Below are 21919 nucleotides of genomic sequence, written 5' to 3'. Positions count from 1 at the left end.
GTCGGCTGGCAGTATTTTTCCAAACAACGGACCGAAATTCATTGGAGTTGACCCCATGGCTGGTGCCCGATCCCGCAATTATCAGGGCTGGCCGCTGTTTGCGAACAGTTTTCGGCCTTTTTTCCTGCTCGCCGCGATCCAGGCCGGATTGTCGATCCTGGCCTGGCTGCCGATGTTCTATGGCGAATTGTCGGTCAGTTCCGCATTCGCGGCGCGCGATTGGCACGTCCATGAGATGCTCTACGGCTTCCTGCCGGCGGTGATTACTGGGTTCCTGTTCACGGCCATTCCGAATTGGACCGGCCGGCTGCCGATCCAGGGCACCTCGCTCGGGGCGCTGGTGACGGTCTGGCTGGCCGGGCGGGTCGTGGTGACGCTGTCGGCCGATACCGGCTGGGCGTTCGCGTTGGCCGTCGACGCCGCCTTCCTGGCGCTGGTCGTCGCCGCCGCGGCGCGTGAAGTCATTGCAGGCGGCAACTGGCGCAACCTGCCGGTGGTGGGGCTGGTGTCCGTTCTGCTCGCCGGCAACGTCGCTTTTCATCTCGAGGCGCATTATCAGGGCGCGGCCGATGTCAGCATCCGCGTCGGCATCGGCGTGGTCATGCTGCTGATCGCGCTGATCGGTGGCCGCATCATTCCGAGCTTCACCCGCAACTGGCTGGTCAAGTTCAATCCCGGCCGGCTGCCGGTGCCGTTCGGACGTTTCGACGGCGCAGTGATCGGATGCAGCGCGCTCGCGCTCGTCTCGTGGGTCGTGGCGCCGCTGAATGCCGTCACCGGTGTGCTGATGGCGCTCGCCGGCGGGCTGCATCTGATGCGGCTTGCGCGCTGGGCCGGTGATCGCACCTTGCGCGAGCGGCTGCTCATGATCCTGCATGTCGGTTACGTGTTCGTGCCGTTCGGCTTCATCCTGCACGCCATTGCGGTGTTCGGAGCGCTGCCGCCGAGCGCTGGCATCCACGCCTGGATGACCGGTGCGGCGGGGACCATGACGCTCGCAGTGATGACCCGCGCCAGCCTCGGCCATACTGGACAGGCTTTGACCGCTTCGCCGGCGATCCAGGGCATCTATGCCGCAATCATCATCGCGGCTTTGGCCCGGATTGCTGCGGTGGTATTTCCCGCGCATGATTATGTGTTGTTGCACCTCGCTGCGTGTGGCTGGCTCGTCGCGTTCCTCGGATTTGCCGTCGCGTTCGGGCCGCTGCTCGCCGGCAGCCGGCGGCGGGCCCTCGCCATCATGGGCGTGCCGGCCCCGGCGCGCTGAACTCAGGCCGCGCTTGCCGAGGGCGCATCGGCCGCCGGTGGTCTCACGCCCTTGCGCCAGTCGGTGATGGTGCAGCCGAAGCGGCCGCGGAACCAGCGCGCCATGGCGCTCTGCGCGGAGAACCCAAGCTGCAGCGCGATGTCACCCAGCGGCCGCCCGTGGTCGTCGATCAGCTGAGTGACGAGATCGGCGCGTTGCGCATCCAGGATGGCCGAGAAGCTGGTGCCTGCTGCGGCGAGATGGCGGTGGATGGTGCGGCGGGTGCAGGCAAGATGCTCGGCGACGCGCTCGACGGTGCAGTCGCCGGTAGCGAGCAGGGTCCGCACGACTTCGTCGACCTTCCCCTCCCAACTTGCCGGCCGGGTCTCGATTGCCTCGATGCGCTTGCGCAGATACGTCGCGACCAGGGGATGCGCGCCCGGGATCCGGCGCTCCATGTCGTGCGCCGACAGCAGGATCGCATCGTCCTCGGCGTTGAAGGTCACGCGGCAACCGAAGAAGTCGCGATAGCGCTTGCGGTCCTTCGGCAGCGGATAATGCAGATGTACTTCCTGCGGCCGCCAGTCATGGCCGAACAGCGATTGGAGGATGCGGTGGACGCTGCCGAGCGCCATGTCGATCGACTGGCGCGGCGCGCTCGGCTGCCGGCCGCGCAGATGCAGCGTGACGGTCACAGTCTGCCTGCCGCGCGTCACATCCAGACGCATGCCGTCATGATGGATATGGATGAAGCGCGAGAACGCCTCGATCGCCTCGCCCACTGTCGCCTGCTCGCGCACGATCAGGCCGACGGCGCCGAAATTGGTCAGGCCGCCGCGCTCGGCGAGACGCAAGCCGAAATCTTCGGCGCCGGACGCCGCTGCCGACAATTCGAGCAGACGGCGCAGGCCGGCGACGGCGATGGGAGTGTCGGGCTTGTCGAGACAGGCCAGCGGCAGCCTGGCCTTGCGCATCATCTGTTTCGGATCGAGCCCGACCGACCGGGCGATTTCCGGATAGTAGCTCAAGCCTGCGCTGCGAACGAGGTCGGTCATGCGAACCGTTCTTGCCAGCCATTCCCGCAGATGTCCCGAAATGTAAAGTTTCTGTCCCGATCCGTCAAATCCGGGAACCGGGCGGAACATACATAGGGGAAACCGAAGCACTGGCGTGAATGCTGTGCTCATGACGGCGCGGCGCGGCGATGGGGCCTGCCTTCCGTCTCAGACCATTTGACCAAGACATTGCTGGATCGGGATATGCCGGGAAACACGCTTTCCAAGGGTGAGGTATTCGTCATCGAGACCGATGCGGCCTCCCGCGAACAACTTTCAGCCGCGCTCCAACAGAGCGCCTATGACGTGATCTGTTTCGCCGACGGTGCGTCTCTGTTGTCCCAGGCAAAGGCGCGGATGCCGGCCTGCGTGCTGATGGAGCTGCCGCCCGATCGCTCCGGCCTCGACATGCTCAGGCGGCTGCGCCAGGAAAACTGCATGGCGCCGGTGCTGGTGACCTCTGCGAACGGTAGCATCGCCCTGGCGGTCGACGCCATCAAGAGCGGCGCGGCGGACTTCATCGAAAAGCCGTTTCGCACCCATGACATCGTCGGTCGGATCGACGCCGCCATCGATGAATTCGCGCAGCCCCGCACGAGCCGCCAGGGCTGGCTGCCCGGCTGCGAGCCGCTGACAGCGCGCGAAGCCGACGTGCTCGAGCACCTTGCCGCCGGCCTGACCAACAAGGAGATCGCCCGCCGCATGCATCTGAGTGCGCGGACGGTCGAAGGTTACCGCGCCGGCATCTTGAAGAAGGCTGGGGCCAAGAACGTGACCGATCTGCTCCGCCGCATCTTCGGCCAGGGTTCGCCGACCCAGGCTTGAGACCCGCGGGATCGCCAAGCGCACCGGAGCCTTGGTGCCGCCGCAGCGATGCCCAACGGAAACCCCAATCGAACCGGTTCCTTCCCTGCCGCGTCCAACCATCTTGGCAAGGCATCTTTCGCGCGTCCGGGTGGTGACGCGTCGATATCGGCAGGGAGGAATTTCATGTGCATCACCGCAAAATGTCTGGCAACGACGAGCCTGGTCCTGGTGACCACGGCCTTCGCGGTGCCATCATGGGCCGCCGAATTGGACGCCAAGTCGGCGATCGACGCCGTGACCGTCTATCCCGATGGCGCCACCGTCACCCGCATCATAGCGCTGGACCTCGCCTCCGGCGATTCGACGCTGGTCGCCAGGGATTTTCCGCTCTCGCTCGATCCGTCCTCGCTTCGCGTCGAAGGCGAAGCGGGCGCCAAGCTCACCATCGGCACGATCGATGCCCGGCCGCCGCGGGCCTTGCCGCCCGTCAACCTCTCCGAGCTCGACAAGCGCATCGAAGCGCTGAGGGATCAGCGCGCCGACCTGCAAGGTGCGATCGATTCGGCAAACGCGAGGCGCAGCTTTGCCCAGCGCTTCGCCGAAGCCTCGCCCGCAGGCCTCGGCGACAAGGGCGAGGCCCGGCCGATCACCGAATGGCGCGCGGCCTTTGCCGCGGTCGCCGAGGAGACCGCGACCGCCGATACGACGATCCGTGACGCCACGCGAAAGCAGCGCGAGATCGACCGCCAGATCGCGCAGCTCGAGGCCGAGCGCTCGGCCAAGCCGCCGAGCAAGCTGGAGGTGCGGATCGACGTCTCCTCCGCCGCTGCGACCAAGGCGACGCTGCGGGTGACCTACGCCGTGCGCAACGCACGCTGGGTGCCGCTCTACGACGCCCGGCTCGACACCGGCGCCAAGGACCGCAAGCCGCAGCTCGAACTCGTTCGTCGCGCCGAGATCACGCAGTCGACCGGCGAAGACTGGTCGAATGTCGCGCTCGGTGTTTCCACGGTGCGCATCGGCCGTGGCGGCAGCGCGCCGGAGCTCGGCTCGCTGGTGGCGCAGTATCCGCAGCCGCCCAAGCCGCTGGCCCTCGGCACAGCCTCGGACCTGGCGCGGCCTGCACCCATGACGCGCCAGGCACATTCGCCGGCGATGGCCAAGATCGCGGAGGCGTCCGAGTCGCGCGAACGCGCCGATGAGCAGCAGGCGGTGGCCGAGATCGGCGGCTTCCAGGCCACGTTCAAGATTCCCGGTCGCGTCAGCCTTGGCGCCCAGGAGGGAGCCAAGAGCATGCGCATCGCGGCCATGACCGTCCCTGCCGACCTCGCCGTCCGCGCCGCGCCCGTGCTGGACCCGACCGCCTTCCTCGAAGCCAGCTTCAAGCAGACCGACGACACGACCCTGCTGCCTGGCAAGGTTGCGATCTATCGCGACGGCGTCTTTGTCGGTCGCGGCAAGATCTCGGCGTCGGCCAAGGATGACGTCGTTCGGCTCGGCTTCGGCGCCGACGACAAGGTCAGGATCGAGCGCGCCGTGCTCAAGCGCAACGAGGGTTCGGCAGGCCTGCTGGTCACGACGTCCAAGACGGACGAACGTGCGTTCAAGACCACGATCCGCAACGGCCACGACTTCCCGATCAAGATTGCGATCGAGGATCAGTTGCCGGTCAGCGAGAGCGAGGACATCGTCGTCGAGATGCTGCCGTCGACCACGCCGCCGACCGCGAACAACATCCGCGACAAGCGCGGCGTGCTGGAATGGTCGTTCGAGGCCAAGCCCGGCGAAGTCCGCGACATCAACTTCGCCTGGCGCATCCGCTGGCCGAAGGACAAGAGCATGGTGATCGTGCCGGCGGGGTAGCCACCACGAACGAGGTGTGCACTCCCTCTCCCGCAAGCGGGGGAGGGAGCGCACCTTCAGCGCGGAGGCGGTGCCGCCCGCATCGACTGCGGCAGCACATAGGGCACGCCATCGACGTCTCGATGGACCACCGCCTCGATCTCGAAAATGTCGCGGATGATCTCGCGCGTGACGATGTCTGCGCGTGAGCCGTCTGCGACGAGCTTGCCGCCAGCCAGCACGATCAGCCGGTCGGCGAAGCGGATGGCGAGATTGAGATCGTGCAGGATCGCGATCACCGCCGTGCCGGTGCTGGCGCGGCGGCGCGCGGCCTCGACGAGGTCGATCTGATGACGCAGATCGAGGCTCGAGGTCGGCTCGTCCAGCAGCAGAAGTCCCGGGCCATGCTCGGCCTCGCCGCAGGCAAGCTGCACCAGCACGCGGGCGAAATGGGCGCGCTGTTGCTCGCCGCCCGAGAGCGTAGGCAATTGCCGTTCCCGGAAATGCGCAAGGCCGACCTCCTCGAGGGCGGCATCGACGAGCGGGCCCGCGTCACGTCCGCTGCGCTCCCCCGCGCCCATCTGCACGATCTCCTCGACGGTGAAGGGAAAGGTGACGTTGATGTGCTGGGACAGCATGGCGCGGCGCGCGGCGAGCTCGCGCGGCGTGAAGCTGCCGATGTCGCGCTGCTTCAGGCGCACCTCGCCTGCGCTCGGCCGGAGATCGCTGGAGAGCAGCCGCAGCAACGTCGATTTGCCTGCGCCGTTCGGGCCGATTACGGCGACCATTTCGCCGGCCTTGACCGTCAGGCCGACGCCGTCGAGGAGCGTCGCGCGGCCGGCGCGCTTGCTTAGGGCGCGGGCCTCGATCACGGCGCTCATAGCGAGGCGAGCCCGCGCTGCCGCAGCAGGATGAAGAGGAAGACTGGCGCGCCGACCGCCGCGGTCAGGATGCCGATCGGCATCTCCGCCGGCGCGACGATCGTGCGCGCCAGCGTATCGGCGCCGACCATCAAGATCGCGCCGAGCAGCATCGAGGCCGGCAGCAACAGCCGATGCGCGGGCCCGATGACGAGGCGCAGCAGATGCGGAACGACGATGCCGACGAAGCCAATGACGCCGCTGATTGACACGGCGACGCCGGTCATGGCGGAGACCACTACGATCGAGATGCGCTTGAGGCGCTCGACATCGACCCCACCGTGAAAGGCGTCGGCCTCGCCGAGCACCAGGAGATCGAGTCCGCGCGCGATGAACGTGCAGGCGCCGAGCCCGACGACGAGGACCGGTGCGAGCACGGCGGCTTTGGTCCAGGTTACGCCGCTCATCGAGCCCAGCATCCAGAACGTGATGTCGCGGAGCTGGCGATCGTCGGCGACGAAGACCAGAAGCCCGATGCCGGCATTGGCGATGGCGGTGATGGCGACGCCGGCGAGCAGGAAGATCGCGATCGAGGTGCGCCCCGACCGGCTCGAGATGCCGTAGAGGATTGCGGTCGTGGCCAACGATCCCGCGAATGCCGCGAGCGGAAGCAGCTCGGTCTGGAGGAGGCGCAGTGTCTCGCCGAAGCGAGAATCGGTGAAGACAATCGCGCCTGCGGCTGCGAGCGCGCCGCCACTGGAGACGCCGACCAGGGCGGGATCGGCCAGCGGGTTACGAAACAATCCTTGCATGATCGCGCCGGCCCCGGCGAGCAGGCCGCCGATCATCGCTGCCGCCGCGATCCGGGGGACGCGGATCGACCACAGCACGAGCTGGTCGCGGGCGGTCATGGCCGTGCCTTCGCCCGACAGTCCCAGCGCGGCAGGAAGGCGGGAGAGGGGAATGCCGGCGGCGCCGAGCGTCAGCGCCACAATCGCGGTGACCGCGAGCGCCGCGATCAGGACGACGATCGCCAAAGGCGCGGACCGTCGTCCGGCGCTGGCGCGTCGTTGCGGTGTACCCGCTCCGGTCCCGGTCGCAACGCTCATTGCCGGCAGTTCGCCGCCGGCAGCGCCGACGTGAACCCGTCGCTCCGTTCGGCCAGTGCCGGATAGAGCCTTGCGGAAAGATCGCGCGCTGCCGCCGCCGTCCGGGGGCCGAAGCCGAGCAAATAGAGCCCGTCCATGGCGATGAAGCTCTTGTTGGCCGCGACCGGCGTCAGCGCAAAGCCGGGGTGGGCATAGATCGCCTCGGCCTGGACTTGGTCCTTGCCGCGTTCGATCGACAGCGCGACATCGGGCCTTGCTGCCGCGATCGCCTCGTCGCCGATGATCTTGTAGCCGTCGAAATCGTCGATGGCATTGGCGGCGCCGGCAAGCTGGATGATCTCCTCGGCCGCAGTCTTGCGGCCCGCCACCAGCGCTCTGCCGTTCTGCAGCGACATCACGAACATCACGCGCACCGGCTTGGTCACCTTGGCGCGCAGGGCGCGGAGCTGCGCAAAATCGGCGCTGACCGCCGCGCTCAGGCACGCGGCGCGCGCGTCGACGCCCATGACGTGACCGACCAGCTTGATCTTCTCGATCAGGCCGGCCTCGGTAAAGGTATCGGGCACCAGCACCAACGGCACTTTCGCTGTTTCCAGGATGTCCATGGTCTCGCGCGGACCCGAGCCCTGGATCGCCAGGATCAGGGTCGGATTGAGTCCCAGCACGCCTTCGGCGGAGATTTGGCGCATGTAGCCGACATTGGGTTTGTCCCGCAGCGCCGCCGCCGGATAGAGGCTCGTGGTGTCGACGCCGACCAGCCGGCTCTCGAGCCCGAGCGCGTAGAGGATCTCGGTGATGGCGCCGCCGATCGAGACCGTGCGCGCGAAATCGGTCACGGCGATCTCGCGATTGCGTGCGTCATGCACGGTGATGCCGGCGGCGAGCGCGGCCGGCGCGAGCGCGATTGCGCTGCAGAGCAGGAGATTGGCGAGGGTGCGACATAATGCCATTGCGGATTACTTCGTCAGGATCAGCTTGTTCTGCGCTGTCAGGCGAAGCCGATAGCTGTCTTCGCCATGCGCAATGATGATCTCGCGGGCAGCCGCGAACAACTCGCGGCTGTCGATCTGGCTTCCACGCATGGTCAGGGTTCTTGTCGTCGCAGAAGAGCCTTCTGCTGTCCCCGCGGCGTCGCCGTTGTTGCTTGCGGACGTTGCTGACATATGAAGTGTGATGCGCCTTCGAAACCTTGGAGTGCTGCCTGTTTGTACAGGCGGCACCGAGCGCATTCCAACGGCTGCGATTTACAATCGATATAAACTGTAACCTGATGTCATTGACCGTCCGGGTCTTGCCACGTAACCATTTGTGACGGGTGGGGGGAACCTGCCCGCGACTCGAGCAAGTCAGCCAGCCAGCCGTTCGCGTTGCGAACGCACGCCAGCCAGCCAGAAGATTCAAAATTTTTGAAGTGAAGTGCAGGCTGGGGCTGATATGGCTGACGGGGCTAGGTATTCGCGCGCCCTGATTTTGGGCGCGTCGGTGGTTTCAATTGCGGCAGTGATGACGGAGAGCGGTCTCGCGCAGACTGCTTCGCCGCAGGCCGAAAACGCGTCCTCCGAACGAGCGAAGCAGTCGAAGCGCAAGCCGGGGAAGCCGCAGATCGCAGAGGCAGCGCCTGACGCCCTCAATGCCCGCGCCCAGGCCGGCGGCACGGCACCCATTCAGGTGCTCGACACCATCACGGCTGCGGCGACCAAGACGGAAGAGCGAGCCGTCGACGCACTGGCGCCCGTCAGTGTCGTCACGTCCGAGCAGATCCAAACCCGCCAGGCCAGCACCGTCGGCGATCTCATCTACAACTTGCCCGGCGTCTGGGTCCAGAATCGCGGCGATGATCCGGCAACCTCGATCAACATCCGGGGCCTCCAGGATTTCGGCCGTGTTGCCGTCGTGGTCGACGGCGCGCGGCAGAACTACCAGCGCACCGGCCATTTCGCCAATGGCTCGTTCTTCCTCAATCCGGAACTGATCAGCGGCATCGACATCGTGCGCGGCCCGACCGCGAACATCTACGGCTCCGGCGCGATCGGCGGCGTGGCCTCGTTCCGCACCAAGGACATCGAGGACGTGGTCCGCGTGGGAGAACGCTGGGGCGTCGACGTGAAGACCATCCTCGGCAGCAATTACGGGCGTGCCCTCGGATCCGCCTTTGGCGGTGTTCACGTCAATCCCAATGTCGACGTCTTCGCAGGCGGCACTTATTCAACTCAGGAGAGCTACAAGGACGGTACCGGCTACGAGGTCGCAAACACCGGCAACCGTCTGAGCAGCGGCATCGCCAAGCTGACGGTTCGTCCGGCCGACGGCCACGAAGTCAAGCTCGGGGCCATCTTCCAGGAGGACATCTTCAGTGTGGGCCAGCCGCCGCGGCGCGCGGGCGATCCCAATTCCACCAATGCGAACGGTACCAACAACCTGAACGGCACGTCGGTCTACGCTTCCAACGTGAAGAACTACACGACCACGCTGGGATGGAAATACTCCCAGCCCGACGATCAGTGGTTCGACTGGGATGCGAAGATCTACTGGAATCGCACCGAGAACGATCAGATCAAGACCAGGCACACCACCACGACGCCCTCGGTTTATTGCGGCGGCGTGCCGGGCAATGCCGTCTCGGGATGCATCGGGAGCAATCGCGGATACCTGCTCGATACGATCGGTATCGATATGCACAACACGACGCGGTTCGAAACGGGAAGCTGGCGCCACGCGGTGACTTACGGCCTGGATGCGTTCCAGGACAAGGTGTCGTCTCGTGACAGGACCGGTACATCCGAGGTCACGACGCCCGGCGGTCAGCGCACCGTATCGGGCGGGTTCGTGCAATGGAAGGCGAACTACACTTCGATGCTCGAGGTGATCGGTGCGCTCCGTTACGACAATTATCAGCTTTCCTCGGCGTCCTCGTCGTCGGGCGGCGATCGCCTCTCGCCGAAGATCACCGTTGCTCTCGTTCCGACCGCGGTCGTGACCCCCTATGCCAGCTACGCGGAAGGCTATCGGGCGCCCTCGATCACGGAGACGCTGGTGAGCGGCCCACATGCCGGCGCGACCGTCAACGACTCGTTCTTCCGCTGTCCGTCGGGCACGCCGGGACCGGGGGCGGATTCGACCTTCTGCTTCGTACCGAACCCGAACCTGCGCCCCGAGATCGGCAAGAACAAGGAGATCGGCTTCAACATCAAGAAGAATGATCTGTTCACGGCGGGCGACGCGCTGCGCGGCAAGATCAACGTGTTCCGTAACGACATCACCGACTTCATCGATCAGGTCGCTTATGGAAACCCGCTCGTGGTTCCGACCGGGCCGCCGCCGGCACCGTCCATCACGGTGCTCCCGTTCCTGCAGTATCAGAACGTGGCATCCGCGCGCATTCAAGGCTTCGAGGCAGAGGCAATGTATGACGCCAACCTGTGGTTCTTCGGCGTGTCCGGGACCTATCAGAGCGGAAAGAATCTCCAGACCGGGTTCGGCCTCTACAGCATTCCGCCGCAGAAGATCACGACGACGGCCGGCGTGCGTCTGCTCGACCGCACCCTCATCCTCTCGATGATGTGGACGTCGGCACTCGCCAACTACGACATCCCCAGGACCTACACGCCGGCGACGTCGTACGATCTCGTCAATCTCTACGCGCAGTATCACCCGACGCCAGATCTCACCCTCAACTTCTCTGTCGAGAACCTCTTCAACCGCTACTACCGGCCGTACGCCATTCCGGTGGGGAGCACGGGCGACACGCAGAACGACGTGAAGTGGGCGAGCGCCGGTGCCGGGCTCGTGATCAAGGGAGGCCTCAAATACCACTTTGGCGGCACCTGAGCTCCGCCGGGATGCGCTAGCCATCTCCGGAGCCACGCTGATGCGTCAGCGTGGCTTCGGTCCGTTCTGAAATATCCGATCGGCGATTGCCGATTCAAAAGACACAGGAGAAAAGTCGAATGTTCATTGCGATGAATCGTTTTCAGGTGAAGCCCGGCTCGGAAGCCGCTTTCGAGACCGTCTGGCGCACCCGGGAGTCCTATCTCGGCAGCATGGCGGGGTTCGTCGAATTCCATCTGCTCAAGGGACCCGTCGCCCAGGACCACACGCTGTACTCCTCGCATACCGTGTGGGTCGACAAGGCTGCCTTCGAGGCCTGGACGCGCTCAGAGGAATTCCGCCGTGCTCACGCCCGCGCCGACAACAAGACAGGCGAAAGCCTCTATCTCGGCCACCCCAAGTTCGAAGGGTTCGAGGTCATCATGACCGAGCGCAAGGCGAGCACGGCGGCCTGAGGCGGCTGGTCGAGGAGGCCGGACATGCTAAGCACAGATCTTGCCGATCTCAGGGCGCATATGGCGGACAATCCCGGCGCGGTGATCGAGGATGTTGCGCGCGAGCGCAGCGTCACGCCGCGCGCGGTGATCGAGGCGCTGCCGCCGTCCATGGTGCGCATCGGGAGCGGCGAACATTTTGCCGCCGCCATGCAGGACATCGCGGAATGGGGCGAGGTCACCCTGATCGTCCACACCGATGATGCGATCTTCGAGTTCACCGGGACCGTGCCCAGGGGCGAGATTGGCCGCGGCTATTTCAACCTGATGCAGCCGAAGGGCCTACACGGCCATCTCCGCCACGAGCGCTGCGCAGGCATCGCCTTTGTCGAAAGGCCCTTCATGGGCAAGTCCTCGGCCTTCGTCGCGTTCGTCAACGCCGACGGCGGAATCATGTTCAAGGTCTTCGTCGGCCGCGACGAGACCCGGGCGTTGCGCGTGGATCAGCTGGCGCGGTTCCGGGGACTTGCTGACCGTATCGCGGCGAAGCCTTCGGCGTAATTTCCATCTGTCGGGAGATCAGGATGCAGGGCACTTCCAGGCTTCGGCACGTGATCCTCGCAATCGCGCTGACGATCGCGCCGGCACCCGCCTTCGCGATCGACCAAGCGCTGTTGCCGCGCAATCTGTCACCGTGGGGCATGTTCGTCGGCGCCGACGTCATCGTGAAGATCGTGATGATCGGGCTCGCTATCGCCTCGCTGGCGACATGGACGGTATGGCTTGCCAAGACCATCGAGCTCCGCCGCAAGAGCGCTCTTGCCCTGCGGCGGACGCGCGCGCTCGAGGGCAACATGACTCTCGCCGAGGCGTCCGCACGGGCCGGTGACGCAAGCGACGCCGTCGCCCAGCTGATCCAGTCCTGCGCCAGGGAGGCCGAGCTCTCCGGCGGCGTGCTCGACGACGGTCTTCAGGAGCGCGTCGCGCTGCGGCTCGAGCGGGTCGAGGCGGCGATGTCCAGGCAGATCGCGCGCGGCACCGGCCTGCTGGCGACCATCGGCGCCATCGCGCCGTTCGTCGGCCTGTTCGGCACCGTCTGGGGTATCATGAACTCATTCATCGGCATTTCCGAGAGCCACACCACGAGCCTTGCCGTGGTCGCGCCCGGCATCGCCGAGGCGCTGCTCGCCACCGCACTCGGTCTCGTCGCGGCGATCCCGGCGGTCGTGATCTACAACCACCTCGTGCGCGGCATCGCCAATTACCGCGCCCTGCTCGGCGACGCCTCGGCTCAGCTCATGCTGCTGGTCAGCCGCCAACGCGACCACAGAGAATTCCGATTGGCGCGGGCGGCGGAATAGAGCCATGGCTGCCAAGCTCGGTACGCACTCCGGATCGCCGCGCAGGCGCAGCGACCTTGACGATCTCGACGTCACCCATGAGATCAACGTCACGCCGTTCATCGACGTGATGCTGGTGCTTCTCATCATCTTCATGGTGGCCGCTCCGCTCGCCACCGTCGACATCGGCGTCGATCTGCCGGCCACCGCGGCCGAGCCGGCGCCACGACCGGACAAGCCGGTCTTCGTCACCGTCAAGCCGGACCTGTCCGTCGCGGTCGGAGAAGATGTCGTCGCCCGCGAGGTGCTCAGCACCTCGCTCGACGCCGCCACCAAAGGCCGCAAGGACGAGCGCATCTATCTGCGCGCCGACAAGGCCGTTTCCTACGGCGACCTGATGGAGGTCATGAACACCTTGCGCAATGCCGGCTATCTCAAGGTCGCGCTGGTCGGCCTCGATGGACGCAGCTGATGGCCGCGAACGCCTTTGCCCTGCACCAGCCGCTCGGCGAGCGTGAAACGGCGCGCTGGGGTTTCTCGGCGGCGGCGATCGTGACGTTGCATGTGGCTGCCGCGCTGCTTGCGATGACTTGGCAGAGGTCGCAACCGGAGCAGGGCGTCAGCCTGCCGGCGATCATGGTCGATATGGCGCCGCTGACCTCGGCGCCGCAGTCGATGCGGGATGACGTCGCACCGGGGCCGGTGATGCAGGAAGCCGACGCCTCGCCGCCGGAGCCAGTGCAGCAGCAGGCCGTCGAGGAGACGATCGCGCCGACACCGCCGCAGGAGAAGCCGGAGGTGATCGCGCCTTCGGAGCAGAAGCTGGAGTCGACCCCAGCAAAGCCTGAACCGGCAAAGATCGTGCCCGTCGAAAAACCAGCACTTGAAAAGCCGAAAGTGGTCCGCCGCGACGCGAAGAAGCCGTCGGAGGCAATGCCTGCACCGCGAACCAGCGCTCCGCCGCGCGCCGAGCGTGAGGCGCCGATGGCATCGGCGCAGAGCGCCGGCGCGGTGGCCTCAGCCATTGCGTCGTACAATCAGCGGGTCCGCGCCCACTTGATGCGATTCCACTCATACCCGTCCGCCGCTGGCGGCCAGCGCGGCGTGGCAAGGCTGAGCTTCACCGTCAGCCGCAGCGGACAGGTCACGTCGAGTCGCCTTGCCGGCTCGTCCGGCGTCGCTGCCTTCGACGCCCAGGCCATGTCGATGGTCCGCCAGGCCTCGCCGTTTCCGCCGATCCCCGACGAGATCAAGAACGGGTCGATGAGCTTTACGATCCCGGTTCAGTTTACGGTGAGGTAGGGAGCCGTCACCACGAGCTCAGTCGTCGTCCCGGACAAGCGCAGCGCTGATCCGGGACCCAGCCACAGGGTCAAGTTTGACGAAGACCGTTACCACCATCTCGTGCCATAACTCCTCCCGATGGTTATGGGTCCCTGCTGTCGCAGGAGCGACGGCGGAGTTCGTGGCGGCTGAGAAGGCTCGATGCGCTACTTCGCCTTCAGGAAATCCGCGACCTCAAGCAGCACGAATTCGTTGTCGTCGGCCTTGTTGGGATCGCGGCTGGACGAGAACGGCAGGTTGTTGTCGTTGCCGACGATGATGTGGTTGTCGTCGACGCGGTCGACGTTCTCGATGGTGAAGAACGGGAAGGTGTAGACGCCGTCGTTGAGCGGCTTGCGCGCCTTCCTGTCGGGATCCCTGATCTTCATCAGGTCGATATAGCCGATCTTGCGCACGGGCTTGCCGACGTTGGCGTCGGTCAGCTCGATCTTGTAGACGCGCTTGAACTTGGCGAAATCAGGAAAGCAGCTCTCGCCGCGCTGGCCTTGCGGGCAGGCCTTGTCGGCGGTGCCTTCGCCGTTGTCGCGTTCGATGACGAGGCCGGAGGCCTGATCGATCATGTTGAAGTCACCGATGGCGTTGCCGTTCTGCTCGAACACGTAGTGCCAATGGCGACCGGTGAATTTCTGGGCGGCGACGTCGAATTCGAGGATGCGGGCGGCCTCCTTGCCGTCGATCTTCTCCCAGTCCTTCTTCTCCGCATCCCACAGCGGTCCTTCGAGCAGGCCGTAGAGGAACTTGCCGTCCTTCGACGCGGCGAAGCCCTCATAGCCCTTGGAGCGGCGGAGGTTGACATTGGTGTAGGTCGCGCCCGGCGCGGCCGGCGTCCCCACCGCCCAATTGTCGGGAGAGCGCACCGGCTTGCCGTCGGCGACCGTGTCGAACACGCCGAGAATCTTGCCGGCCTTGTCGGCCTTCAGAATGTAGGGGCCGAACTCGTCGCCGATCCAGAAGGTGTCGCCGATGATCTGGAAGCCTTCGGTGTCGAAATCGGAGCCGGTGAGATAGCGCTTCTGGCTATCCTCATGCAGGATGCGGAAGGGCACCTTCTTGTCGGGATCGTGCAGGAAAATGGTCTCTAGCCGCTCGATCTTGCCGCTGGCCCAGTCCATCTTGTAGCGGTTGAGGTACAGCATCGAGTCCGGCGAGTTGGCGCGGGCGCCCATGCCGTTGTCGGTGACGACCCAGAAGCTGCCGTCGGGCATGGTCTTGATGCCGGAATGGCCCTGCAGCGGCTGGCCTTTGAACGGCAGCGACACCCCGGTCGGACGTTCATAGGACTTGCCCATGACGGTGCCGAGCGCGTCGACACGCTTGCCGGTGGTATATTTGCCGGCGGTCTTGAGATCTGCGGGTGCGTCAGCCGGGGCGTCGACGAACGATTCGGCTGGCATCACCACGTGGCCGGCCAGCTTGGCCGGGAATTCGCCTTCGCTCTGCGCCAGCGCGGAGCTTGCGGTGAGAATGATCGTTGCGACGGTGCTGAGAAAAGTCGCGCGCATGTGCGTCTCCTGTTGGCGGACGCACGCCTTATGCGGACGGCACGTTGCAGTTTTGTGAAGCCGGGCCAAACGCCGCAGCTTGCTTCGCCTCTCCCCATCAAAATGAGGAGAGGGGAGGAGAGATCGAGGCTATTCCTTCACAGCGCCGGTCAGCGACGACACGTAGTAATCCACGAACAACGAGTAGAAGATCGCAACCGGCAGCGAGCCGAGCAGCGAGCCCGCCATCAGCGCGCCCCACTGGTAGACGTCGCCGGTGACGAGCTCGGTCAGGATCGCAACCGGCACGGTCTTGTTGGCGCCGCTCTGGATGAAGGCGAGCGCATAGATGAACTCGTTCCAGGACAGCGTGAAGGAGAAGATGCCGGCCGAGATCAGCCCGGGCACCGCCAGCGGCAGCGTGATCCGGCGCAGGATCTGCAGCCGCGTCGCGCCGTCGACCAGCGCGCACTCCTCGAGCTCATAGGGGATCGACTTGAAATAGCCGATCAGGAGCCAGGTGCAGAACGGCACCAGGAAGGTCGGGTAGACCAGGATCAACGCAAGAGGACTGTCGAACAGGCCGAATTGCACCACGACGGTGGCGAGCGGAATGAACAGGATCGACGGCGGCACGAGATAGGCAAGGTAGATGCCGAGCCCGACATAGGGGCTGCCGCGGAAGCGCAGGCGCTCGATGGCATAAGCGGCGAGCGTCGATGCGACCAGGGACAGCGTGGTCGAGCCGATCGCGACCAGCATCGTCGTCTTCAACCAGTGCGGATAGGCTGTGTCGAACAAAAGATGCTTGATGTGGGCGAGCGTCGGCGAGGAGATCCAGAACGGATTGTGCGCCTTGTAGTTCATCAGCTCCGCGTTCGGCTTGAACGAGGTGATCGCCATCCAGTAGAACGGGAACAGCAGGATCAGCACGAAGCAGCCGAGCGGCAGATAGATCATCATCAGCCGCCGCAGGCCGGAATCCCAGGCCATGGTGTCGGGCGGCGCTTTGGCGTCAGCGGTGCCGTTTTGCGCGACGGTATCAGTCATTGTCCTCTCCCTGCTGCCATTTGCGGCGCGCCAGGCCGAAATAGGAAAACAGCGTCGCGAACACCAGGAACGGGATCATCGATACCGCGATCGCCGCACCTTCGCCGAGCTCGCCGCCGGCGATGCCGCGCTGGAAGGCCAGCGTCGCCAGCAGATGGGTCGAGTTGCCGGGCCCGCCGCGGGTGATGGCGTAGACCAGCTGGAAGTCGGTGAAGGTGAAGATGATGGAGAAGGTCATGACGATGGCGAGGATCGGCATCATCATCGGAAAGGTGATGTAGCGAAAGCGCTGCCAGGCGCTGGCCCCGTCGAGCATCGCGGCCTCGTAGAGCGAAGGCGAGATGGTCTGCAGCCCCGCCAGCAGCGAGATCGCGACGAAGGGGATGCCGCGCCAGATGTTGGCGGCGATCAGCGAGAAGCGCGCCGGCCAGGGCGAACCGAGGAAGTCGATATTGCTCGACCGCCAGTGCAGGACGTCGACGAGAAGGTAGGAGATGATCGAGAATTGCGGATCGTAGATCCACCAGAACGCCAGCGCCGACAGCACGGTCGGCACGATCCAGGGCAGCAGGATGATCGCGCGCAACAGGCTCTTGAACGGAAAATGGTTGTTGAGCAGCAGCGCGAGCCAGAAGCCGAGCGCGAACTTCCCGAACGTCGCGATCCCGGTATAGACCACGCTGTAGAACACGGCGTTCCACCACAGTGGATCAGTGAGCAGATACTGGAAGTTTTCGAGGCCGACATAGATGCCGCGTCGGCCGATCGTGGTGTCGGTGAAGGCGAGCCAGATGCCGAGACCGAGCGGATAGGTCAGGAACACCGTGAGCAACCCGATCGCGGGCGCGAGGCACATCACGATCAGGAACGGCTTGTAGTCGAACAGCCGCACCAGCCAGGAGGGCTGACGCTGCGCCAGGGCGGAGGAGGAAAGTGTCGTCACGGACATCGGTATCGGCGTCCTGTTCTATTCGGTCGCTACAATCGTCATTGCGAGCGACGCGAAGCAATCCAGTCTGTCTCGGAGTGATCGCCTGGATTGCTTCGTCGCAAGTGCTCCTCGCAATGACGAGGGCTCGGTCGTCGCGTTACCTCTGCCGGCGGAAGTACCGCTTGCAGCGCTGCTCGGCTTCCGCGGCCGCGGCCTCCGGGGTGGCCGCACCGGTCGCAACGGCAGAGCACATCTGAATCAGCACGTAGTCGGCACTCACCGCGCCCGTGGCCGTGGAGATCGGCCCCTTGTAGCCGTCGTAGTAGGTGCTCTTCATCGTATCCTTGAAGATCGAGACCTTCGGATCGCCCTTCCAGACAGCGGCCTCGGCATAGGCGGCCAGTGGCTGCGACCAATAACCGGAATTGGCATTGAGCCAGGGCTCGTATTGGTCTTTCTCCAGCATGAATTGCAGGAAAGCCTTCGCCGCGTTGGGGTACTGGCTGTGCTTGAACACCATCGCGTTCAGTGTCAGGCCCGCCATCGGCGAGACCTTGGCGAGGCCCTTCGGCAGCAGCTGGTGCTCGCTGTCGTCGGCGATTGCCTTGGTTGCCGGATCGTTCTTCAGCGAGAAATACAGCGAGACGCCGTTCGCGGTCAGGGAAATTTCCTGTGAGGAATAGGCGCGGTTGTTGCTGACGTCGTTCCACGACGTCGTGCCGGCGATGAAGGTCGGGTAGATTTGCTTGACCCAGTTCAGCGCGGCGATCGTCTCCTTGCTGTTGATAATGACGTTGCCCTCCTCGTCGAGCAGGGAGGCATTGTGTGACCACAGCGCCCAGTTCGCAAAGCCGTTGCCGTCGCCCTTGGCATTGCCCAGCGCGAAGCCGGCCGGCTTGCCGGCCTTGTGCAGCTTCTGGCAGAGGTCGAGGATCCCGGCATGGTCTTCCGGCACCTTGTCGAAGCCGACCGACTGCAGGATCGATTTGCGGTAGATCAGGGGCCCGGCGGTGGCCCCGAACGGAATCCCGATCCAGGCGTCGCTCTTGTTCTTCTTGCCGTAGCGCTGCGCCAGCGGCAGCCAGCCGCCATAGCGCTTGCCGAGATAGTCGGCGACGTCGGTCAGCTCGATCAGCTTGTCGATGTAGATGTGTGGCGCGTCAGAGAAGCCGATGATGATGTCGGGGCCGGCGCCGGAGTTCGAGGTGACCGCGGTCTGCTGGTTGATGTCCTCCCAGCCGACGAAGTCGACCTTGACCTCGACCCCGGTCTCCTTGGTGAACTTCGCCGCATTGGCGCGGAACACGTCCTCGTCGGCCTGGACGAAGCGCACCGGGCGCAGCATGCGCAAGGATGCACCCTTCTCGATCTCGCGCTTGGGGGCCGCAACGTCGGCAGCCTTGATATTGGATGTTTGCGCTGCAGCACCGGTAGCGGCGAAGGTTGCAGCGGATAGGCCCAGCGCCAAGGCATCACGACGGGTGATGTCGTTCCTCATCAGTACCTCCCTATATGTTTTCCCTTCCCGGCGTTGACCGCCGGTGAAGGGTCGTTTCGGTCCTTTGGCGCCTTTGCGCCGGCCGCCTAGCTGTTCGGCCCGCGATCCATGCTGACGGGTTGCCAGCGACGGAGCGTGGTGTTCTGCAGCACCGACGGATTGACGCAGCTTACCGGCCACATGCCCTGCAACACCAGTGACAATTCGTAGCCCACCCGGCGCTTGCGCGCCTCGTCAAACCGTGCCGAGGCCGAGGCGACGTGGGCGGTCAGGGTCACGTTCTCCATGCCGAGCAGGGGATTGTTGTGCGACGGCGGTTCCTTCTCCAGCACGTCGAGCGCGGCGTGCGCGATCCAGCCCTCCTGCAGCGCCTTGATCAGGCTCTCCTCGTCCACGGTGGCGCCGCGCCCGGTGTTGATGAAGATCGAGCCCTTCTTCATCTGCCGGAAGTGCTTCTCGGTCAGCATGTGATGCACTTCGGGCCTTGCCGGAGCATGCATCGAGACGAAGTCGGATTGCGAGAGCACCTCGTTCAGCGTCGCGGGGATCACGCCATGGTCGTACATCAGCGTTTCCTGGATGAAGGGATCGTAGGCCATCATGCGCAGGCCGAACGGCGCTGCGCGCTTCGCGACTGCACGCGCAACGCGCCCGAACGAGACGAAGCCGAGCGTCTGACCCATCAGGCGTGGGACCTTGAGCAGCGCCGGCCGGCCTTCGGCCCATCGGCCATCGCGCACCATGCGGTCCTGCTCGACCAGGCGGCGGAAGCCGGCGAGCAGCAGCATCATGGCGTGGTCGGCGACCTCCTCGATGAAGGTGTCGGGAATGTTGGTTACCGGGATTCCACGGGCGGTGGCGGCCTTGACGTCGACGCTGTCGACGCCGACCGAGCCGAGCGTGATGACCTTGCAAGTGTCCAGGGCGTCGATGATCGATTTGGTGATGGGAATGCCCTTGGCATAGATCGCGTCGGCATTCTTCGCGGCGGCGATGAACCCGGCCTCGTCGGCGGGCGCCTCGACGATCTCGGCATCGATCGGATCGAGCGCCTCGCGCTCGTAGGAATAATCGCTGCCCGCGACCGTGAAGCTGGCGCCCTTCGGCGTCACCACCCTGTATTTCGGCATTTTGTCGCTCCCGATTTGGTTTGTCGGTTCTTGTTGTGACCCGCCTCCGCGGCGGGCAGTTGCGTCTTTTACGCGAAATCGGAGCGTGTGCGTACAATCCCCGGTTGTTGGCAAGGAGATAAGTTGCCGGATTTCGTGGCCGCGTCCGGGCTTCTACGGAGGCACGTAAGTAACTTGCTAAGGGGTGTCCTACTAAAAGTTGATTCAAATCGAAGAGATTTGCGGTGTGTCCGCGCCATCCGAGGGGCCCTATGGTGAAGTTGAGCAATCTGAAGATCGCATCGAAGCTGGGCATCCTCGTCGCCGTCGCCATGCTCGGCCTGTGCGTCGCGGGGGCATTGGCGGGCTATTTGATGCAGCAGCAACTGCTCGAGGCCCGTTTCGAGCAGACCAAGGCCATGGTCGAAATGTCGCGCAACATGGCGCTGGGTCTGCAGAAGCAGGTCGATGCCGGGCAGCTGACCAAGGAAGCCGCCGTCGCGGAGTTCGTTCGCCGCGGCGCCTCGATGACCTATGACAAGGGCTCGGGCTACATCTTCGCCTATACGATGGAGGGCATCGCCGTGGTGACGCCCGACCCGAAGCAGTTCGGCACCAATCGCCTCGACATCGAAACCAATGGCCGCAAGCTCGCCCGCGAGCTGCGCGACGGTGTCGCCGCCAAAGGTGAGGTCACGCTGCGCTACGAATATTACAAGCCCGGCGAGAAGGTCGTGACCCGCAAGCTGTCCTACGCTGTGGCGATTCCAGGCTGGAATATGTTCGTCGGCACTGGGGTGTATCTCGACGACCTCGATGCCAAGCTGGCGCCCGTGGCCTGGCTGCTCGGCCTCTCCCTGCTCGGCATCATGGTCGTGGCTGGTGGCGTCGCCTGGCTGATCGGTCGCAGCATCAGCCGTCCGCTGAGCGTCCTCGGCGCCCGCATGAAGGACCTCGCCGACGGCAAGCTCGAAGGCGACATTCCCGGCGTCGGCCGCGGCGACGAGGTTGGCGCAATGGCCGCGACCGTCCAGATCTTCAAGACCAATGCGGAGAAGATTCGCGAGCTCGAGCAGACCGAAGCGGCTGCGCAGCAGCGCGCCGCGGCGGAACGTCGCCATGCGATGGAAGAACTGGCCGACGACTTCGAACGCAGCGTCAACGGCATCGTCCGCTCGGTCTCCACGGCCGCGGCCGGCATGCAGACGACGGCGCAGTCGATGACCGCGACCGCCAGCGACGCCTCCTCGCGTGCGGCGACGGTCGGCGCTGCCTCGCAGAAGGCCTCCGGCAATGTCGGCACGGTCGCGGCCGCCGCCGAGGAGCTGTCGAGCTCGGTTGCGGAGATCTCGCGCCAGGTGACGCGCTCGACCGAAGTTGCGAGCCGCGCCGTCAGCGACGCCGAGCGCACCAACGCCACGGTGCAGGAACTCTCCACCGGCGCCGAGAAGATCGGCGAGGTGGTCAAGCTCATTCACTCGATCGCGGCGCAGACCAACCTGCTCGCGCTCAACGCCACCATCGAGGCGGCACGCGCCGGCGAGTCCGGCCGCGGCTTTGCCGTGGTCGCCTCCGAGGTCAAGGCGCTCGCCAACCAGACCGCCAAGGCTACCGAGGAGATCTCGGCCCAGGTTGCGGCGATGCAGACCTCGACCAGCGATGCGGTGGTCGCCATCGGCGGCATCACGCAGACGATCGCGGAAATGAGCGAGATCACTGCGGGCATCTCCGCCTCGATCGAGCAGCAGGGCGAGGCCACCCGCGAGATCGCCCGCAACATCCAGTCGGTCGCGGCCGGATCGGGTGAGATCAACGCCCATATCGGCAGCGTCACCTCGGCCGCGGAAGCGACCGGCGCGGCGGCAGGCGATGTGCTCACCAACGCCCGCGAGCTGGACACCCAGTCCGGCGCGCTGCGTAGCGCGGTGGACGGCTTCCTCGCCAAGGTGCGCGCGGCGTAATCACGAGCTCTCGTGCCCCGGACG

20 protein-coding genes are annotated in these 21919 nt (G+C 65.2%); 10 read left to right on the top strand and 10 right to left on the bottom strand.

The features are described 5' to 3' along the window. Window positions 1-55: 55 nt before the first annotated feature. Window positions 56-1267 carry an NnrS family protein gene (locus K410_RS0130255; RefSeq protein WP_028138341.1) on the top strand — a complete coding sequence of 404 codons (1212 nt, stop codon included), beginning with the start codon at window positions 56-58 and terminating at the stop codon, window positions 1265-1267. A gap of 2 nt (window positions 1268-1269) precedes the next feature. Here K410_RS0130255 and K410_RS0130250 read toward each other — a convergent pair whose 3' ends face one another. Further along, entirely contained in the window at window positions 1270-2301 is a 1032-nt protein-coding gene (locus K410_RS0130250) for an AraC family transcriptional regulator (RefSeq protein ID WP_028138340.1), read from the bottom strand. Between the two features lie 204 nt (window positions 2302-2505). Here K410_RS0130250 and K410_RS0130245 point away from each other — a divergent pair, with 204 nt between their 5' ends. Together K410_RS0130245 and K410_RS0130240 are read left to right on the top strand one after the other, a co-directional pair. Next, complete coding sequence (locus tag K410_RS0130245; RefSeq protein WP_028138339.1) at window positions 2506-3126, top strand: response regulator transcription factor; 621 nt, start codon at window positions 2506-2508, stop codon at window positions 3124-3126. 165 nt (window positions 3127-3291) lie between these two features. Next, entirely contained in the window at window positions 3292-4971 is a 1680-nt protein-coding gene (locus K410_RS0130240; protein ID WP_028138338.1) for a mucoidy inhibitor MuiA family protein, read from the top strand. 56 nt (window positions 4972-5027) lie between these two features. On the opposite strand, the gene K410_RS0130235 is transcribed toward K410_RS0130240, so the two are convergent. The 4 genes from K410_RS0130235 to K410_RS41110 are packed head-to-tail and all read right to left on the bottom strand — an operon-like array spanning window position 5028 to window position 8082. Continuing rightward, window positions 5028-5831, bottom strand: coding sequence for a heme ABC transporter ATP-binding protein (locus K410_RS0130235; protein ID WP_028138337.1), 804 nt, complete (start codon window positions 5829-5831; stop codon window positions 5028-5030). Beyond that, window positions 5828-6919 (bottom strand): FecCD family ABC transporter permease, encoded by a 1092-nt coding sequence (locus tag K410_RS0130230; protein ID WP_028138336.1) that lies wholly within the window; start codon window positions 6917-6919, stop codon window positions 5828-5830. Before K410_RS0130230 ends, K410_RS0130235 begins: the two co-directional genes overlap by 4 nt. Beyond that, a complete protein-coding gene (locus K410_RS0130225) occupies window positions 6916-7869 on the bottom strand; it encodes a heme/hemin ABC transporter substrate-binding protein (protein ID WP_028138335.1) in 954 nt (317 codons plus the stop codon). The genes K410_RS0130230 and K410_RS0130225 overlap by 4 nt, the downstream gene beginning before the upstream one ends. A gap of 6 nt (window positions 7870-7875) precedes the next feature. Further along, window positions 7876-8082, bottom strand: a complete 207-nt coding sequence (locus K410_RS41110) for a hemin uptake protein HemP (protein WP_028138334.1) — start codon at window positions 8080-8082, stop codon at window positions 7876-7878. 271 nt (window positions 8083-8353) lie between these two features. Here K410_RS41110 and K410_RS0130215 point away from each other — a divergent pair, with 271 nt between their 5' ends. From K410_RS0130215 to K410_RS0130190, 6 genes are all read left to right on the top strand, one after another. Beyond that, window positions 8354-10747 (top strand): TonB-dependent hemoglobin/transferrin/lactoferrin family receptor, encoded by a 2394-nt coding sequence (locus K410_RS0130215; protein WP_028138333.1) that lies wholly within the window; start codon window positions 8354-8356, stop codon window positions 10745-10747. Window positions 10748-10866: 119 nt separating this feature from the next. Further along, window positions 10867-11202 (top strand): heme-degrading protein HmuQ, encoded by a 336-nt coding sequence (gene hmuQ / locus K410_RS0130210; RefSeq protein ID WP_028138332.1) that lies wholly within the window; start codon window positions 10867-10869, stop codon window positions 11200-11202. A gap of 24 nt (window positions 11203-11226) precedes the next feature. After that, window positions 11227-11742, top strand: coding sequence for a heme utilization cystosolic carrier protein HutX (gene hutX, locus K410_RS0130205; RefSeq protein ID WP_028138331.1), 516 nt, complete (start codon window positions 11227-11229; stop codon window positions 11740-11742). A gap of 23 nt (window positions 11743-11765) precedes the next feature. After that, window positions 11766-12542 (top strand): tonB-system energizer ExbB, encoded by a 777-nt coding sequence (gene exbB, locus K410_RS0130200; RefSeq protein ID WP_028138330.1) that lies wholly within the window; start codon window positions 11766-11768, stop codon window positions 12540-12542. A 4-nt stretch (window positions 12543-12546) separates the two neighbouring features. Next, a complete protein-coding gene (gene exbD, locus K410_RS0130195) occupies window positions 12547-12993 on the top strand; it encodes a TonB system transport protein ExbD (protein WP_028138329.1) in 447 nt (148 codons plus the stop codon). After that, window positions 12993-13823, top strand: a complete 831-nt coding sequence (locus K410_RS0130190) for a TonB family protein (protein WP_028138328.1) — start codon at window positions 12993-12995, stop codon at window positions 13821-13823. Before exbD ends, K410_RS0130190 begins: the two co-directional genes overlap by 1 nt. A 188-nt stretch (window positions 13824-14011) precedes the next feature. Here the strand turns inward: K410_RS0130190 and K410_RS0130185 are convergent, their stop codons facing one another. From K410_RS0130185 to K410_RS0130165, 5 genes are all read right to left on the bottom strand, one after another. Beyond that, entirely contained in the window at window positions 14012-15367 is a 1356-nt protein-coding gene (locus K410_RS0130185; protein ID WP_028138327.1) for an esterase-like activity of phytase family protein, read from the bottom strand. 129 nt (window positions 15368-15496) lie between these two features. After that, window positions 15497-16396 carry a carbohydrate ABC transporter permease gene (locus tag K410_RS0130180; protein ID WP_028138326.1) on the bottom strand — a complete coding sequence of 300 codons (900 nt, stop codon included), beginning with the start codon at window positions 16394-16396 and terminating at the stop codon, window positions 15497-15499. Further along, complete coding sequence (locus K410_RS0130175) at window positions 16389-17345, bottom strand: carbohydrate ABC transporter permease (RefSeq protein ID WP_028138325.1); 957 nt, start codon at window positions 17343-17345, stop codon at window positions 16389-16391. Before K410_RS0130175 ends, K410_RS0130180 begins: the two co-directional genes overlap by 8 nt. A gap of 139 nt (window positions 17346-17484) precedes the next feature. Then, window positions 17485-18825 carry an ABC transporter substrate-binding protein gene (locus K410_RS0130170; RefSeq protein ID WP_028138324.1) on the bottom strand — a complete coding sequence of 447 codons (1341 nt, stop codon included), beginning with the start codon at window positions 18823-18825 and terminating at the stop codon, window positions 17485-17487. An 86-nt stretch (window positions 18826-18911) separates the two neighbouring features. Continuing rightward, window positions 18912-19955 carry a C-terminal binding protein gene (locus tag K410_RS0130165; RefSeq protein ID WP_028138323.1) on the bottom strand — a complete coding sequence of 348 codons (1044 nt, stop codon included), beginning with the start codon at window positions 19953-19955 and terminating at the stop codon, window positions 18912-18914. A gap of 254 nt (window positions 19956-20209) precedes the next feature. Between K410_RS0130165 and K410_RS0130160 the strand changes: the two genes are divergently transcribed. Beyond that, window positions 20210-21895 (top strand): methyl-accepting chemotaxis protein, encoded by a 1686-nt coding sequence (locus K410_RS0130160; protein ID WP_028138322.1) that lies wholly within the window; start codon window positions 20210-20212, stop codon window positions 21893-21895. The last annotated feature ends 24 nt before the right edge of the window (window positions 21896-21919 follow it).

This window comes from Bradyrhizobium sp. 22 (genome assembly GCF_000482425.1).
Taxonomy (GTDB): domain Bacteria; phylum Pseudomonadota; class Alphaproteobacteria; order Rhizobiales; family Xanthobacteraceae; genus Bradyrhizobium; species Bradyrhizobium japonicum_B.
This window is presented reverse-complemented; position numbering and strand designations above follow the sequence as displayed.